Source organism: Serratia sp. ME47, assembly GCF_903970925.1.
GTDB lineage: Bacteria > Pseudomonadota > Gammaproteobacteria > Enterobacterales > Enterobacteriaceae > Serratia > Serratia ureilytica.
This window is the reverse complement of sequence record NZ_CAJCKE010000005.1, coordinates 256,973-271,382: the sequence shown is the minus strand read 5'-3', so window position 1 is coordinate 271,382 and position 14,410 is coordinate 256,973. Positions and strand designations below refer to the sequence as shown.

The window sequence follows — 14,410 nt, the reverse complement described above, 5'->3', positions numbered from 1 at the left end:
GGAGTTCAGACGGGTGCTCTTCCGACCCCCAAAGGCAATATCGTCACCGGCTCCCCCAACGTTTTCATCAACGGCAAACCCGCCGCGCTCGCCACCCACAGCCAGGTGGCCTGCAGCGACGACGGCCCGAGCATGCAGATGGCGCAGGGCTCCGACAAGGTCAGCATCAACGGCCAGCCCGCCTCGCGCGTGGGGGACAAAACCAACTGCGATGCGCAGGTGATGGAAGGCTCGCCCAACGTGTTTATCGGCGGCGGCACCGTCACCACCTTGCCGATCAAGCCCGAAGTGCCGGATTGGCTGTACAAGGTCTCCGATCTGACGCTGCTGTTCGCCGGCCTGGTGGGCGGCGTGGGTGGCGCCGCCGGCAAGCTGGGGGCGCTGGGCAAACTGCTGGGCAAGCTGCCCGGCATCAATAAGCTGGGTCGCGTTGCCTGCCGCTTTGGCACGTTAATGACTGCCACGGCCGCTGCCGGCATTATCGCCCGGCCGGTGGATATCGTCAGCGGCCAGAAATTCCTGTCCGGTGATGACGAGCTGGATTTTGTGCTGCCGTCGCGCCTGCCGGTCGAGTGGCAGCGTTACTGGCGCAGCAGCAATCCGGCAGAGAGCGCGCTGGGACGCGGCTGGAGCCTGTTTTGGGAAAGCAGCCTGCAGCTGTATCAGGACGGCCTGGTGTGGCGCGCGCCATCCGGCGACTATGTCTCTTTCCCGATGGTGCCGCGCGGCCATAAAACCTACTGCGAAGCCGAAAAGTGCTGGCTGATGCACAACGCCGACGGCAGCTGGCAGGTATTCGACGTCAGCGAGCAGAGCTGGCACTACCCGGCGTTGAGTGATGAGCCGAGCCAGCTGCAGATGATGACTGACCTCACCGGCAACGCGATTTCTCTGTTCCACAACGAGCAGGGGCAGTTGGCTGAGCTGGTCGACAGCGCCGGTCAGCGACTGGCCTGCCGCTACCTGACCACCGCCAATGGACTGTCCCGGCTGAGCACGGTGCTGCTGTATACCCCGGAGGGTGAGCTGCCGCTGGTTAGCTACGGTTATGACGATGAAGGGCAACTGGTCGCTGTGACCAATCGCGCCGGCGAAACCAGCCGGCGCTTTACCTGGCGAGATGGGCTCATGGCCAGCCATCAGGATCGCCAGGGTTTGTTGAATGAATATCTGTGGCAGGAAATTGATGGATTACCCCGGGTGATTGCCTGGCGCCACAGTGCCGGCGAAGAACTGTCGTTGCACTATGACTTTGCCGGCGGCATGCGCCGGGCCGTGCGTGATGACGGCAAACAGGCTCTGTGGCACCTGGATGACGACGACAACGTGGCGCAGTTTACGGATTTTGACGGTAGAAAAACGGCGTTTATCTATGAGCGCGATGAACTGTGCGGCGTGGTGCTCCCGGGCGGCGCGCAGCGCCAGAGCGAGTGGGACCGTTACGGCCGCCTGCTGAGCGAGACAGACCCGCTGGGGCGTACCACCACTTACCAGTATTCCCGCAACAGTGGGCGCCTGTTTTCGGTGACCTGGTCGGACGGCAGCCAGGTGTTCCAACACTGGGATACCCTGGGACGTCCGACGCAGCAGATTGATGCGTTGGGTAACATCACCCGTTACCGGTATTCCGACGATGAAGAAAGCCTACCAGAGAGCATTATTGATGCGCAGGGTGGTGAGGTGAAACTGGCATGGAACGGGCAAGGGTTGCTGACGCGCTACACTGACTGCTCTGGCAGCGTCACCGCCTACGCCTATGACGCATTAGGCCAGCTGACGCACCGCATCGACGCGGAAGGAAACCTGACTCGATATGGCTGGGACCGTGCCGGCCGGCTGCAGACGTTGCTCCATCCGGACGGCAGTGAAGAGCGGTTTGCCTGGAACGTGCAGGGGCAACTGGCCGTACACCATGATCCGCTCGGCAGCGAGACGCACTGGCAGTACAACCTGCTGGGCCAGCCGGTCAGTATCACCGACCGCATCAAGCGTACGCGTCGGTACCACTACAACTGCCGCGGCTGGTTGACCAACATTGAGAACGGCAACGGTGGGGAATATCACTTCAGTCATGATGCCGTTGGCCGGCTGACGGCCGAGCGTCGCCCGGACAATACCGATCATTTTTACCGTTATGGCCCCGATGGCCAACTGACCGAACACCGGGAAACCGGGCCACAGGATCTCACTGCACCGCCGGCGCAGCGCCTGCACCGATTCCGCTATGACGAAGCGGGTCAATTAACCTGGCGCAGCAACGACAGCGCCGAATGGCACTATCAGTATGATGCCGTGGGGCGTATGAGCTGCCTGACGCGCACGCCAACCGTTGCCGGCGCCGAGCTGGGCATCGAGCCGGACAGTGTGCAGCTGCGCTACGACAAAGCCGGCAATCTGCTGGCCGAACAAGGGGTCAACGGCGAGCTGCAGTACCAATGGGATGCGCTGGCCAACCTGCAAGCGTTGACGCTACCGCAGGGCGACCAACTGCAGTGGCTGTACTATGGTTCCGGACATGCCAGCGCCATCAAGTTCAATCAACAACTGGTGAGCGAGTTCACCCGCGATCGCCTGCACCGGGAAACCGGCCGTACGCAGGGCGCGCTGCATCAGCAGCGGCAGTACGATGTGCTGGGGCGCCGCAGCTGGCAAAGTAGTGCTCTCAGCCACGGGCAGATAACCAAACCGGAAGATGGCGTGCTGTGGCGGGTATTCCGCTATACCGGCCGTGGCGAACTTGAGGGTGTCAGTGATGCGCTGCGCGGCGAGGTGCACTACGGGTATGACGCTGAAGGGCGCCTGCTGCTGCATCGGGAAAGCCACCAGGGCAAGGCCGGTAACCGTCTGGTGTATGACGGTGCCGATAATCTGCTGGGCTGGCGAAGCCCAAATGACGATGTCGACAGGCATTTACCGCTGGCGCCGATCGCCGGCAATCGCCTGACGTACTGGCAGCAGCTATTCTACCGTTACGACGCCTGGGGCAACCTGGTCAGCCGGCGGAACGGGATGTATGAACAGCATTACCGTTACGATGCCGATAACCGCCTGGTACAGGCGCGCGGCCGGGGTCCTGGGGGCGAGTTTGAGGCGGAGTATCACTATGATGCGCTTGGGCGCCGCACACGCAAAATGGTTACCTACAAAGGTAAAGCGCCGGTAACGACGCGTTTTCTGTGGGAGGGCTACCGGCTGCTGCAGGAGCAGAGGGACAACGGCACGCGCAGAACCTGGAGCTACGATCCTGCCAGTGCGTGGACGCCGCTGGCGGCGCTCGAACAGGTGGGTGATGGCAAACAGGCAGACGTCTACTGGCTGCACACCGATCTCAACAGCGCGCCACTGGAAGTCACCGACGTCGAAGGTAACCTGAGCTGGTCCGGTAACTACGACACCTTCGGCAAGCTGCAGGGACAGACGGCCGCCGGCGTTGAACAACGCAATGGGGTTGTCTACGATCAGCCGCTGAGGTATGCCGGTCAGTACCAGGACGACGAAAGCGGTCTGCATTATAATCTGTTCCGTTACTACGAACCGGAGGTGGGGCGTTTTACCACGCAGGATTCGATCGGGTTGCGTGGCGGGTTGAACCTGTATCAGTATGCGCCGAATCCACTGGGGTGGATTGACCCATTGGGTTTGACCAGCTGTGCACTTTCCAAGAGTATGGAAAAGGCAGGCACACCGCGTCCTGCCAATTCAGCCGCGCATCATATCGTTCCTGAAACAGCTAAGGGGGCCAGACCTGCCAGAGATATTCTGAAGCAGCATGATATTGATATTAACGGTGCGGATAATGGGGTGTTCCTACCCAATCGGAATAACGTTGATGGCTTGCCTGGGATACTGCATAACGGTAAACATCCTGATAAGTATCTGGATGCAGTGAATCAGCGTATCTTGGATGCGCATGAGTTTGGTGGCAAACAAGGTGTCTTGGATGAACTCCAGTTAATGCGCGAAACTTTGCTTTCTGCGGATAGAGGTGCAAGCTGGTATACGGTGCTGTTATGAAAAAAATCTATTTACTTCAATCTGATGTGACTAACTTTTGTTCCTTTATTCAGGACTACCCTGAGGGAGAGGAAAGCATCATGGGGCGAGTACGCAGTGCTCACTGGAAACCTTTGATTAATTATACTCCCGTTATGCTAGAGCTACGTAGTAATGATACAGGGAAGCGAAACTACCAGTTTGACTTCAGTAGTGCTTTATCTCCTTTTTTCGTTCTGAGTGAGAATGTTTTGGATGAGTTGGGCGATATTTTACTTCCGAGAGGTCAGGTGTTACCGGTTTTAACAGAGAGTAAAAGAAAGACTTTTTGGGGGTACTACCCTACGAATGTTCTATCGGGGTGTTTTGACCGGGAGAACTCATTGTTTCGCGAGTCAGAGGGTAAGTTTCTCATCCGGAAGCCGGCTCTTAATGCTGATAAGATCGCCGATGATTACCTTTTCTCTATAGAGGAAGATATTGGTCGTGTTTTCGTTACCGAGGCGTTCAGACAGAGAGTGGAGGGCTCTGGGCTACTAGGTTTTGATTTTTCGGTAGAGATTCCAACGATCTGACTTTTGAACAAAATTATCGCAATCCAATAAAGACTTCTTTGCTGCCTTTCTGACCACGTCATAGCACCCTGTGTGGATTCTATCCATGCAGGAGTGCACGCCATGAAAATCAGCACGTTGCTGACGTTGTTTCCTCTGCTGATGCCGGCATCGGTACTTGCCGGCACGGTACTCTATACCGATTCCCACCATCCCCCGACGAATAATGATACCTCCGTGACCGTGATTTATCTTGACGGTCCGGAGCAGTTGCAGACGCAGCTGTTTGGTGCACTGTCGTCGAACCCGGATGAAGCACAGCGCCAGGCGCAAGCCGTACTGCAGTCACCACAATGGCAGGCGCATGAACAGGAGCTGGCCACGGTTTACCGTGCAGTGGTGCGCGCCTGGGAACTGGGCGTCAAAAAAGTCCCTGCGGTCGTGTTTGACGATCGGGATGTGGTGTACGGCACCGCTGATATCGCCCGGGCCACCGCGTTGCGCGCGAAGTCACTGGAGGGCCAGTGATATGCAACGATCTCCCTTGCCGTTGGCGTCTTCCGGACAACCCCGGCTGACCCTTAAATCCCTCGGTGTGGCCATGATGCTGTCTGCGGCCGGCGTGCCGGCAGCGAATGCCGCACTTAACAGCGCGCAGATTGTTGCCAGTGCGGTATCGCAGTCCTGCATCAGCTGGCGGGTAAGCGGCATTTGTTACTGGTTGTTCTGCAGTTGGGGCGGCTGCACTGTCCGGACTTCGGTCAAAGTTAGCCATTTCATCCCGGAGGCGGTGGTGTCGGCGTATAACACCCCGGGAGGCAACCCGTGGCGTGAGATGTCGATGGTCAGTCAGGCCGCCGGCGGACTCGAGAGCAGTATCACCAGCGCGCTGGGCGGAGTTGCAGCCGGCGGCGGCAACAATGAGCTGAAAACGCCTGGGCAGCGCAAAACCAACCTGCATTTCAAATACGCTGACGCCATTGGCCATCCGGCGACGTCCCTGATTGGCGGCAGCATTGCCGGCTATTCGTGCCGCAGTGCGGCTACCCCTTTCGTGCCGTATTTCCTCAGCACGCTGGACAGCCTGGCATGGCGTACTGGCATGCCGGAATCTCTCTATCCCGAAGCATTGGTGCCTGGTCAGCGTGAGGTCGGCAGTCAGGCGGCCGCGAATATGTGGGGCAACGTCTATCCCCGTTCGGGATTTGTGACTCAGGTCGATGACGACAAGGCGGGGGCTCTGGTGGCACAGCGTGTGGCGGACATCATCACTCGCTCTGGTCAGCCGCACGTCTACCAGCCCCTGATGGGCCAGCGCTCGGAAGGGTACTGGCCACCAGGTGCGGTTCAGGAAAATACCGGAACCAGCAACCACAAATGGCAACGCCTTGCGCCGCAGCTCAGCCAGTCCTGCGCGGTATTCCCGGACGGTGACCATACGCCGGCTGCGGATGCGAACGCTGCCTTTGCCCTGTGGCAACCCTACAGCTGCTGCCAGCGCCGCGGGCAGCGTTTCCTCTACAGCACAGATTTCTGAGGCATGAATGATGAAAAACACAATGACTAAGTACACCTTGCAGGAGCGCCACCGCGTGCTGCCCCTGCTGATTGCGGGCTGCCTGGCACTGAGCGGTGCGAATGCGTACGCCGACGACAATGACAGTGCCTTGTTTGGCATTTCACTGCCCCAGGTGAATGACAGCAATATCGGTTATGGGAAGAACGCCAGCGGCGCGGTCTCGGACAAACTGTTCTATTCCCTGGGCGGAGGCTCGGTGATATCGCAGCCGGCGACGCGTGGCAATATGCAGCGCCTGGGGATGAACCTGGGCTGGAGCTCGGATTTGATGTGCGGCAACTTCGACCTGAAGAGCACTATCGGTAACCAGCTCAATGGCGTGACGGACGGGTTCAAGAGCCTGATGGGTAACGTTATTCAGGGTGCTACCGGTGCGGTAGCCAGTCTGCCGGCGATGGCTATCCAGCGTGCTAACCCTGGCTTGTATGAAATGCTGACAAACGGGGTATTGCAGGCCAACGTGGCATTCGACAAAGCCCAGCTCAATTGCCAGAACCTCTCCAAACGGATGATGGATATGGTGGATACCGGCGGCTGGAGCCAGGCGGCGGCGATGGAGGAGGCCAAAAGCCTGGTCAACAACGGGGATGCGGATGCGATCCGATCGATGAACGCCACCGAGAAAGTGACCGGACAATCCGGCCAGACCTGGATCGGTGGACAGAAGCGCGGCGGCGCCGGTCAGCCGGCCATCAAACCGACGCACGATCTGGCTGCAGCCGGCTACAACATGATGAATGCGTTGCCGGTCACCAGTACCTCCAACGTATCCGGCAGCAGCTGTACCGGCGGAGCCTGTACCAAATATGCCAGCAGTGAAGAAGCGGCAGCCGCTGTGGTGAAGGTGTTGGGCGACACCTCGCTGCGCACCTGCAAGGACGCAGCGCAATGCACCAGTGGCGAAGGGACCGAACAGCCAGGCAGCACCGTAGCCGGTACAGGTTTTGCGCCGATGCTGGAAGAGGCAACCAAGGCGAATAACGAACAGTTGGCCAGACTGGTCAACGGGGCAGAAAAACCCACCGCGGGCAACCTGGCCAAACTCAAAACGGGCAGCCTGGCGGTGACCGCCGGCGTTATCAAGGCACTGCAGCGCGATCCGGATAATGCCGCTCTGGTTGGGCGTCTGGCCAGTGAACTGGCGATGGCGGATACCATCGAAACAGCCTTTATCATGCGGCGCATGATCACCACCGGGATGTCTGAGCCGAACGCCTCTGCGCAGAAAGTCGCGATTGAAGAAGGCGATCGGCGTATCGAGGCGCTGGATCGTGAGATCACGGCGCTCAAGAACGAGATGGAGATGAAGCGTGAGATTGCGCGTAACGCGGTGCTGACCATCATCGACAGGGAGAACAACCGGGCGGAAACCAACCCGCAGCGTCAGTCAGTTGACAGCCCGGATACCAAGTTCAACCAGTTGGCCGTGCCGGAAAGCGACCAGTAATCGTGAGGATGAATCAATGACCGGAACAGAGAAAAAAGCGGTGACGCCGACCAGGGGGCGCCGATTCGGTCTGCGGGCTAAGCGTGTTCTGCAGATGTTGGGCATGTTGGTGATAGCGATGATTGTCGCGCTGGGCATGGCTCACTGGGGTGTCAATCACCCGGGAGAGAGTGCCGCGCTGCGTGACTGGGTGCACAGTACGCGCTATGGCTGGCTTAGCTGGCGTCTGGCGCTTTACGCCGCGCTGGCCTGGGGATTCTGGAAAATCTGGCATGCGCCGGGCTGCAAACCGGAATACCGGCAACCCCTCAAACGCATGGCCATTGCCTGCGTGTTTTTTGCCCTGGCCTGTGAATACAGTCTCTTTGGTGGAGGGCTGTCGTTATGATGACCAACAGCTATCTGGAGTATTTCCTGACGTTGCTTGGCTGGCTGATTAACAACGGCCTGTGGGAGCTGCTGGTCAGTACGGGGCTGTTTGTGCTGCCGCTGCTGTTCAAGGTGGCGGCCATCTGGCTGAAGGTGCGTGAGGAAGGGGAGGATGAGGGCAACAAAGGGATGCTGTCCCTGCCACGCATCGAAAACCTGATCTACGGGGCATTCTTTGTGATGCTGGCCTGCTGTCTGCCGCTGATGAATGTCAGCCTGGACACCATCAAGTACGACAGCAGTCGGGCATCGACATGTGGCACATGGACACCGAAGAAGCCGGATGAAACGGGCTACGCCAACATCGTATCGAGTATGAACGGCCAGACGGCGAAGGTACCGGTGTGGTGGTTGGTGGTGCATAAACTGTCGAAAGGGATCACGTCGGCGGCGGTGGCCACGATCCCGTGTCGACCGGATCTGCGGCAGGTGCGTTTTGAAGTCCAGCACAGTCGGGTCAATAACCCGGGGCTTGCAAAGGAGCTGCAGGACTTCACCAACGATTGCTACGCGCTGGCGCTGTATACCTGGCAGAACCGCGACCAGGGACAAACAACCGACAAAGCCACGTTACGTGATATCGAGTGGCTGGGGTCGAAAACCTTCCTGAACGGCGGGTACTACAACAACCTGCAGTCCAAAACGCCGCGCGCCAGCTTCCCCTGGAATGAGGGGCGTGACAGCGGTCGTCCAAACACCGGGCGAGGTGGGTACCCGACCTGCAGCGAGTGGTGGTCAGCCGGCGACGTGGGGCTGGAAGCCCGCGTGGTGAAACAGGTTGACCCGGGCGTCATGCTGCGGATGTCTGCCGCGTTGAAGATGATGGGGCAACCGGATGCGGATTATAAGGAAGCCGTGATACGTCGTTTGGTCAGCCCGGACAACCTGACGGTCTCCCAGGGCGGACGTGCTTATGCCGGCTACGGCGGCAATGCAGACTTTACCCTGGACAACTCGGTTAACCGGCTCGCGTCACTGGGCGGAACCGCGCTGGGGAGCCTGGCGGCATATCCGGCATTTGATGCCATGCGTCAGGCGTTGCCGATGGTACAGGCGGTACTGCTGATGGCGGTCTATATCATGGTGCCGCTCATCCTGGCCTTTGCGGCCTACGAGTACAAGACGGTGATCACCGTGACGTTCGTGGTGTTTGCGCTGAATTTCCTGACGTTCTGGTGGGAACTGGCGCGCTGGCTGGACAGCTGGTTACTGGAGGCATTGTACAGTTCGGACTCGCACAGCCGCTGGAATGTAGCCGGGTTCCAAAATAGTGCCGACGACCTGATCATGAACCTGGTGATGGGCTGTATGTTTATCGTGTTGCCAGCAGTGTGGCTTGGGGCATTATCATGGGCTGGGGTTAGTATCGGGCAGGCAGTTGGTAGTGCTTTAAGAACTGGCGTTTCCAAAGCCCAAGAAACTGGGGGAGATGCAGTTAATACACTCAAAAAATCCGTTAAATTGTAATATCGATGCTTTTATGGGGAGTATACGCAAGTATGCTCCCCGTATTTTTACGGTTCAATCAAGCCGTTCTGAAGTGAGATCATCAGAGCTTGAGTAATAACCGTAACCGTCATTACCATGCCTGATTGATGGACCAGAAGCCCTTTCTTCATCGAATGTATTCTCATCAGATGGGGCGACATTTTGAAGAATAAACGCGATCGCCCAAATAAAAAGCATACTTCCAGCAACGAGAAGTCCCCCGAACAGCATAGCTGTGACCGAACCGATGAGAGCGATAACAATCGGAACATGGCCTATCCAAGCAGGAAGCCTGTGCTTTCGTGCCTTAGCCACGCAGTGTCGATCCCACCTCATGATCGTGTCTTTCAGGCGTGTCCACTTGCGGGCTGCCCAAATGCCTCTTTGATAGGCCTGTTGATCTCTGGCTTGGCTCATAATGCCTCCATACGCCTGCTTAGCCGTTTGAGTACTATAGCTTAAATAACAACCAATGGCTATTTGCCTGGCTCTTCGGCAAACGAGTGGGCAGCCGAAGCATTCGTCGTTCGTTTTTGATACGCTGGCAACCGCTCAATATAAACAAGGCATAATCTGTAAATCTTTCATTTCCAGTCTGAAACTTCGGCCACCCTCAACAAAACTTGAAATATCGTCTGGCTTAATAGTATTAAAATCAACCATTACCTGTCTTTGCTCTGGTCCCAGGAAGATAACACTTGCGTTTTTGTTCCTTAGGTTTAAACACAAATTATTGTCATTGAAATCAAGCTGGTGAGCAAGGATGTATATTTTCTCATTCAGAGTGTCTTTATTAAAGTTATTACTTACCCAGCTCCAAGAAAAGTAGGTGAACACGAGTGTTAGTAAAATAAAGGTAATTGACCCCCATGGAATCTCTCTATCATTTTCACGATCACATAATTTTTTTAGATAATCGCCTATGGGTAAAAGGTTAAATGCTGCTGCAATCAACAGAACATAGACAAGCTGTGATGCGTGGGTGAAAAAGATATATGCAGTTAGAAAGCTTCTGGTGAATGGGAAGTGAGATGAATCAATTCCAAAAATACCATTTATGGAAGATGAAGCTGTTGCTGTAGAGAAAATAAGTAATGCAGTAAATGATAATGACACCATAAGTTTTGTTATGCCAAATTTCCAGAGTTCTCTGACTAACAACAGTCTTTCAATGTTAACGCCTATCCATATTGTCGTAAGGGAGACTGAAAAAAGATACGCATAAAATTTCCATTTTCCAAGGTATTCAGAGTCGCTGTCTCGGTTGATGGAGAATATCAGTATTAATATGGCTAAAATAGCTAGGCCGTTAAGGGTGCTGATGATTCCCCACTCTTTTTTCTTTCCTTCGTACTCTTTTTCATGTTTTAGATATGTTACTGCGTTTGCTATATCTTGTATCAGTTGCTTGGTCGATTTTATTTTATTAAAGCGTGAGTGTTCATCGGTTTTAAACTCTGATGCCAGATGTTTTATCGATTCATCTTTATTTCTATTATTGTCCATTAGTCCCTCAACATGTTTTATCGAAACGTTCTTACTTGGGAGGTTCTGACGAGTAATACTGACGCTATTACAAACCTAAAAACACAACCTCTTTTAGATAAGACATATCGATCTAGTTTCTGAGAGAAAAGTTATCAAATAACTGAAAAATGTCTATTCCTTTGTTTGACGTGGTTTGTTCGGATTGTTAGGATTACGACGTTGTACTGTCGTCCTCGGACGACCATCCAATGTCTCAGCACTCTGTGAGAGGCGCCTTCGGGTGAGTGCCATCCAATGTTTCATGTGACCTGTGAGAAACGCCTTCGGGTGGTCACAATATCCTCGTAGCCTGGAAGAGGATGCCCATGTGGCGGTACCTCCGTTTACCCTTTGAGAACGGAGATCACGATAGTGATGAAGGTTCATTAACGACTCAACCGCGCCAGTCCTGGTTCGGTTCCTTTCACCAATAACGTATGCATTACGTTTTTCAGCGATAGAGTACGCCACGGCGATGTTCTATGCTTCAACGCTTTGATTCTTTTATCTTTAATGACGTGTTGCCGACGACGCGACTTTTGAACGCACGTATAAGGCCATTTGGTACATTTGGCCGCTTACGTGAGTCTCATTAGGAGCAGAGGAGCGCGCGTCACTTGTGAAGTGGCGAAGACACTACCAAGTGACGCGCGTAGCGCATAACGTCTCAACCCACGCACGACGTGGCTTTCAACGTTTTACTACCATCTGACCAACATGTAGTCCGTGTCAGTACGGTTTTAAATACTCATTCACTTCAACGTAATTACGACGGGAAACTCGTTTTGAACGTTTCACTATCTAAAAGGAGGAAATCGACTCGGTATCGATGGCGACACTACGAACAGTAGTGTTGGAGGCAGCTTGACGAAAGTCAGCTCTGCATTAGCAGCAAACGGATCAGAGATCTGGGGTGCCTCGCAAGAACTCAACATTTCGCCGCCCCGATGCACAGATACCAGTCGAGACGCAGGAAGCGCAAAAGCAACCGTGTCGTCGGGGTTGAAATTACTGGGGTACAGATCCGTCTGCTTCTTTTAAAGCAGAAGGACGTGTATCCCATTGGAGATGTTAAGATGTCCAGATTCGGTAAACAGCTGGGAAAACAACTTGTCACGCTAGCTCGTCAGGGACGAGGGAGTTTTAAAACCGTTGCTGACCGTTCCAGAATTGCAGACCGTTTTTCTGAACGACTGGCAAAGTTGAATATTCAAATTCGTGATGTAAAACACATTAAAACGACCCATATCGAAAAGTACATTCATAGCCGACAGGCTGAAAATATATCGCTTCGCACATTACAAAACGAGATGGCAGCAGTGCGTTCAATCATGTCAGTTGCGGGCCGGAATAAACTGGCTGATCCCAATCATGAGAAATTGAGCAACCAGGCTCTCGGGATTTCAGGTGCTAATCGTGATGGGACAAAAGCTCCTATTTCGGATGAAAAATTAACTGCTGTCATAAATCACGTCTTAAAAAAAGATGCAGGGGTAGCATTGGGTGTTCAGTTGTCTCGCTATGTAGGTTTGCGAACGGAAGAAACTGTTCAGTCAGCAAAGTCATTAAAAACATGGCGGCAGGCTTTAATTAATGGCGACGAGCGTGTTCGGGTTGTGTTTGGCACGAAAGGCGGTCGTCCTCGTGATACGACCATTTTTAATCGTGAGAAGGTTTTATCTATTTTAGAAGCGGCAATAAAACATTGTGATGAACACAATGGGAAACTGATTGATAAGCCTTCATTGCATACAGCAATAGAACGTTATCGAAATATTGTTCGTGAGGCAGGAATGACAGGGAAAGATGCTCCCCATAGTTTGCGATACGCGTATTCACGCGATGCGGTGACTCATCATGTTAAAAATGGAATGAGTCGCGTAGAAGCAGAGGCATTGGTATCGATGGATTTGGGCCATGGTGATGGCCGAGGTCGTTATATTAAGCAAGTCTATTTCAAAGGTGATGTGGGGTAACGGATTAATCTCTTTAAGTGTGCGGGGTTTTATTAATTTAAAATTTTCTCAACGGTATACGTGAATATGATGGTTCGTGCATAAGGTCGCAGCTCTCACAGGGCTGCGACCTCAAAATGATAATGGTACTGAGATATTACGTTATTAGGATAATAGGAAATATTAATTCAAAAACAGGTGCGCATGGCCTCTTGACAGATCAGCGATTTGCTCGGAAAATAAACATGCTTACTTGTTGTCTTCGGACAACCAGCCAATGCTTCAGCACTCTGTGAGAAGCGCCTTCGGGTGAGTGCCAACCAAAGTTTCAGCGGTCTGTGAGAAACGCCTTCGGGCGACTGCGAATATCCTCGTAGCCTGAAAGAGGAAGCCCCAGTGGCGGTAACCCTGTTTAACCTTTGAGAACAGGGATCACTTAACGGTGATGAAGGTATTGACCGATGTCATAACGACTGCGGTTGCTGCAATCTGATCCCCCGGGGAAATACCTTTCCCCTGGGAGCGGTGTTTCCCTTTTTTACAGGAGAAACACCATGTCTGTTTTTACTTCTTCAGTTGTTCCTGATTTCTTCTCAACCCTGCACCGTGTCAAATCGGCTGTCCAGCGAATATCTTTTCGCATGGCGCCGCCGCGTTTTACTGACTGGTACGTCAATGCAGCAGGTAATTTTGCCGTTCGCGCGCATGTTATCTGCAGTGATGATGGTTCGGTCAGCGCGTTACTGACGCTGCGCAAAGGTTGGCACAAAGGCGAATATACCTACGCAAGCACCCATGTTGTGCTGTCTTGCAAGCATACCGAGCGCAGAAAAGCTTACCGACTCGCCAGCCAACATGCTGAGCATTTGGCCAGACTGCGTTACCGCTTTTAGAGCGGTCGGTTTACCCACACTTAATACCCTGACGGGGATTTACACCCGTTATGGGGATAAATCCCTCGGCATTTTATGGAGGATTTATCGATGCATACCCCGTTACCCAACGTACTTGACTTAAAAACCGCGCTTGATGCGTTTCATTTCCTTTGCCTGGTTGAAGGCAAGCTCATGAGTATCCGGGCTTGCCAGCGTCTGGGACTGGGTCTTGAACGTGAAAATCCCACTGAGCTGAATGATGTGGAAAATGCCGTTATCAATGCGGGAGAGGCCTTTGGTGGTTTCCTGCTGGTCATGCAGTACGGCTATATATCGACACTTTCCGCTAACGGGCAAGCGCTTATGGCTCGCCTGGATACACTGAGCAAAGATATTCACGCGTCTTATTGGGCGCAGGCCGTGGAGCAAGGCAAGCGCGATGTCGAAGCCGACATTGCGATTGGCGAGCTCGAGGTTTGGTGATCGGCACGGCAGCCTGACAGACACACACCCTGACGGGGATTTATTCCCGTCCGGGGGATAAATCCCCCCAATTTTTTGTT

At 54.1% G+C, this 14,410-nt stretch carries 11 protein-coding genes; 9 read left to right on the top strand and 2 right to left on the bottom strand.

Features of this window, described 5'->3' with window-relative positions; translation table 11 throughout:
• Positions 1-4,010: 4,010 nt before the first annotated feature.
• The 6 genes from H7A77_RS08520 to H7A77_RS08495 all read left to right on the top strand — a co-directional run bounded on the left by H7A77_RS08520 (position 4,011) and on the right by H7A77_RS08495 (position 9,469).
• Positions 4,011-4,568: a hypothetical protein gene (locus H7A77_RS08520; RefSeq protein ID WP_182074057.1), complete on the top strand. Its 558-nt coding sequence runs from the start codon at positions 4,011-4,013 to the stop codon at positions 4,566-4,568.
• A 102-nt stretch (positions 4,569-4,670) separates the two neighbouring features.
• Positions 4,671-5,075, top strand: a complete 405-nt coding sequence (locus tag H7A77_RS08515) for a TIGR03757 family integrating conjugative element protein (RefSeq protein WP_086580524.1) — start codon at positions 4,671-4,673, stop codon at positions 5,073-5,075.
• 1 nt (position 5,076) lies between these two features.
• On the top strand, positions 5,077-6,084 hold the full coding sequence (locus H7A77_RS08510; protein ID WP_182074056.1) for a TIGR03756 family integrating conjugative element protein: 1,008 nt from the start codon (positions 5,077-5,079) through the stop codon (positions 6,082-6,084).
• Between the two features lie 10 nt (positions 6,085-6,094).
• The gene (locus tag H7A77_RS08505; protein ID WP_182074055.1) at positions 6,095-7,573 is read left to right on the top strand and encodes an integrating conjugative element protein; all 1,479 of its coding nucleotides are present in this window, start codon (positions 6,095-6,097) and stop codon (positions 7,571-7,573) included.
• A gap of 16 nt (positions 7,574-7,589) precedes the next feature.
• Positions 7,590-7,961 (top strand): hypothetical protein, encoded by a 372-nt coding sequence (locus tag H7A77_RS08500; protein ID WP_182074054.1) that lies wholly within the window; start codon positions 7,590-7,592, stop codon positions 7,959-7,961.
• Positions 7,958-9,469: a conjugal transfer protein TraG N-terminal domain-containing protein gene (locus H7A77_RS08495; RefSeq protein ID WP_182074053.1), complete on the top strand. Its 1,512-nt coding sequence runs from the start codon at positions 7,958-7,960 to the stop codon at positions 9,467-9,469. Before H7A77_RS08500 ends, H7A77_RS08495 begins: the two co-directional genes overlap by 4 nt.
• Positions 9,470-9,523: 54 nt before the next feature.
• Here H7A77_RS08495 and H7A77_RS08490 read toward each other — a convergent pair whose 3' ends face one another.
• Positions 9,524-9,907 (bottom strand): hypothetical protein, encoded by a 384-nt coding sequence (locus H7A77_RS08490; RefSeq protein WP_180547772.1) that lies wholly within the window; start codon positions 9,905-9,907, stop codon positions 9,524-9,526.
• 135 nt (positions 9,908-10,042) lie between these two features.
• A complete protein-coding gene (locus H7A77_RS08485) occupies positions 10,043-10,996 on the bottom strand; it encodes a hypothetical protein (RefSeq protein ID WP_182074052.1) in 954 nt (317 codons plus the stop codon).
• Between the two features lie 1,097 nt (positions 10,997-12,093).
• Here H7A77_RS08485 and H7A77_RS08480 point away from each other — a divergent pair.
• From H7A77_RS08480 to H7A77_RS08470, 3 genes are all read left to right on the top strand, one after another.
• Entirely contained in the window at positions 12,094-12,993 is a 900-nt protein-coding gene (locus tag H7A77_RS08480; RefSeq protein WP_182074051.1) for an integrase domain-containing protein, read from the top strand.
• Between the two features lie 533 nt (positions 12,994-13,526).
• Positions 13,527-13,865: a hypothetical protein gene (locus tag H7A77_RS08475; RefSeq protein ID WP_182074050.1), complete on the top strand. Its 339-nt coding sequence runs from the start codon at positions 13,527-13,529 to the stop codon at positions 13,863-13,865.
• Positions 13,866-13,955: 90 nt separating this feature from the next.
• Positions 13,956-14,330: a hypothetical protein gene (locus H7A77_RS08470; protein ID WP_049209645.1), complete on the top strand. Its 375-nt coding sequence runs from the start codon at positions 13,956-13,958 to the stop codon at positions 14,328-14,330.
• Positions 14,331-14,410: the final 80 nt, after the last annotated feature.

Excerpts from the sequence above, each read along its gene's own strand:
- H7A77_RS08520 (WP_182074057.1), top strand. The coding sequence starts at position 4,011 with ATGAAAAAAATCTATTTACTTCAATCTGATGTGACTAACTTTTGTTCC.
- H7A77_RS08515 (WP_086580524.1), top strand. The coding sequence starts at position 4,671 with ATGAAAATCAGCACGTTGCTGACGTTGTTTCCTCTGCTGATGCCGGCA.
- H7A77_RS08510 (WP_182074056.1), top strand. The coding sequence starts at position 5,077 with ATGCAACGATCTCCCTTGCCGTTGGCGTCTTCCGGACAACCCCGGCTG.
- H7A77_RS08505 (WP_182074055.1), top strand. The coding sequence starts at position 6,095 with ATGAAAAACACAATGACTAAGTACACCTTGCAGGAGCGCCACCGCGTG.
- H7A77_RS08500 (WP_182074054.1), top strand. The coding sequence starts at position 7,590 with ATGACCGGAACAGAGAAAAAAGCGGTGACGCCGACCAGGGGGCGCCGA.
- H7A77_RS08495 (WP_182074053.1), top strand. The coding sequence starts at position 7,958 with ATGATGACCAACAGCTATCTGGAGTATTTCCTGACGTTGCTTGGCTGG.
- H7A77_RS08490 (WP_180547772.1), bottom strand. The coding sequence starts at position 9,907 with ATGAGCCAAGCCAGAGATCAACAGGCCTATCAAAGAGGCATTTGGGCA.
- H7A77_RS08485 (WP_182074052.1), bottom strand. The coding sequence starts at position 10,996 with ATGGACAATAATAGAAATAAAGATGAATCGATAAAACATCTGGCATCA.
- H7A77_RS08480 (WP_182074051.1), top strand. The coding sequence starts at position 12,094 with ATGTCCAGATTCGGTAAACAGCTGGGAAAACAACTTGTCACGCTAGCT.
- H7A77_RS08475 (WP_182074050.1), top strand. The coding sequence starts at position 13,527 with ATGTCTGTTTTTACTTCTTCAGTTGTTCCTGATTTCTTCTCAACCCTG.
- H7A77_RS08470 (WP_049209645.1), top strand. The coding sequence starts at position 13,956 with ATGCATACCCCGTTACCCAACGTACTTGACTTAAAAACCGCGCTTGAT.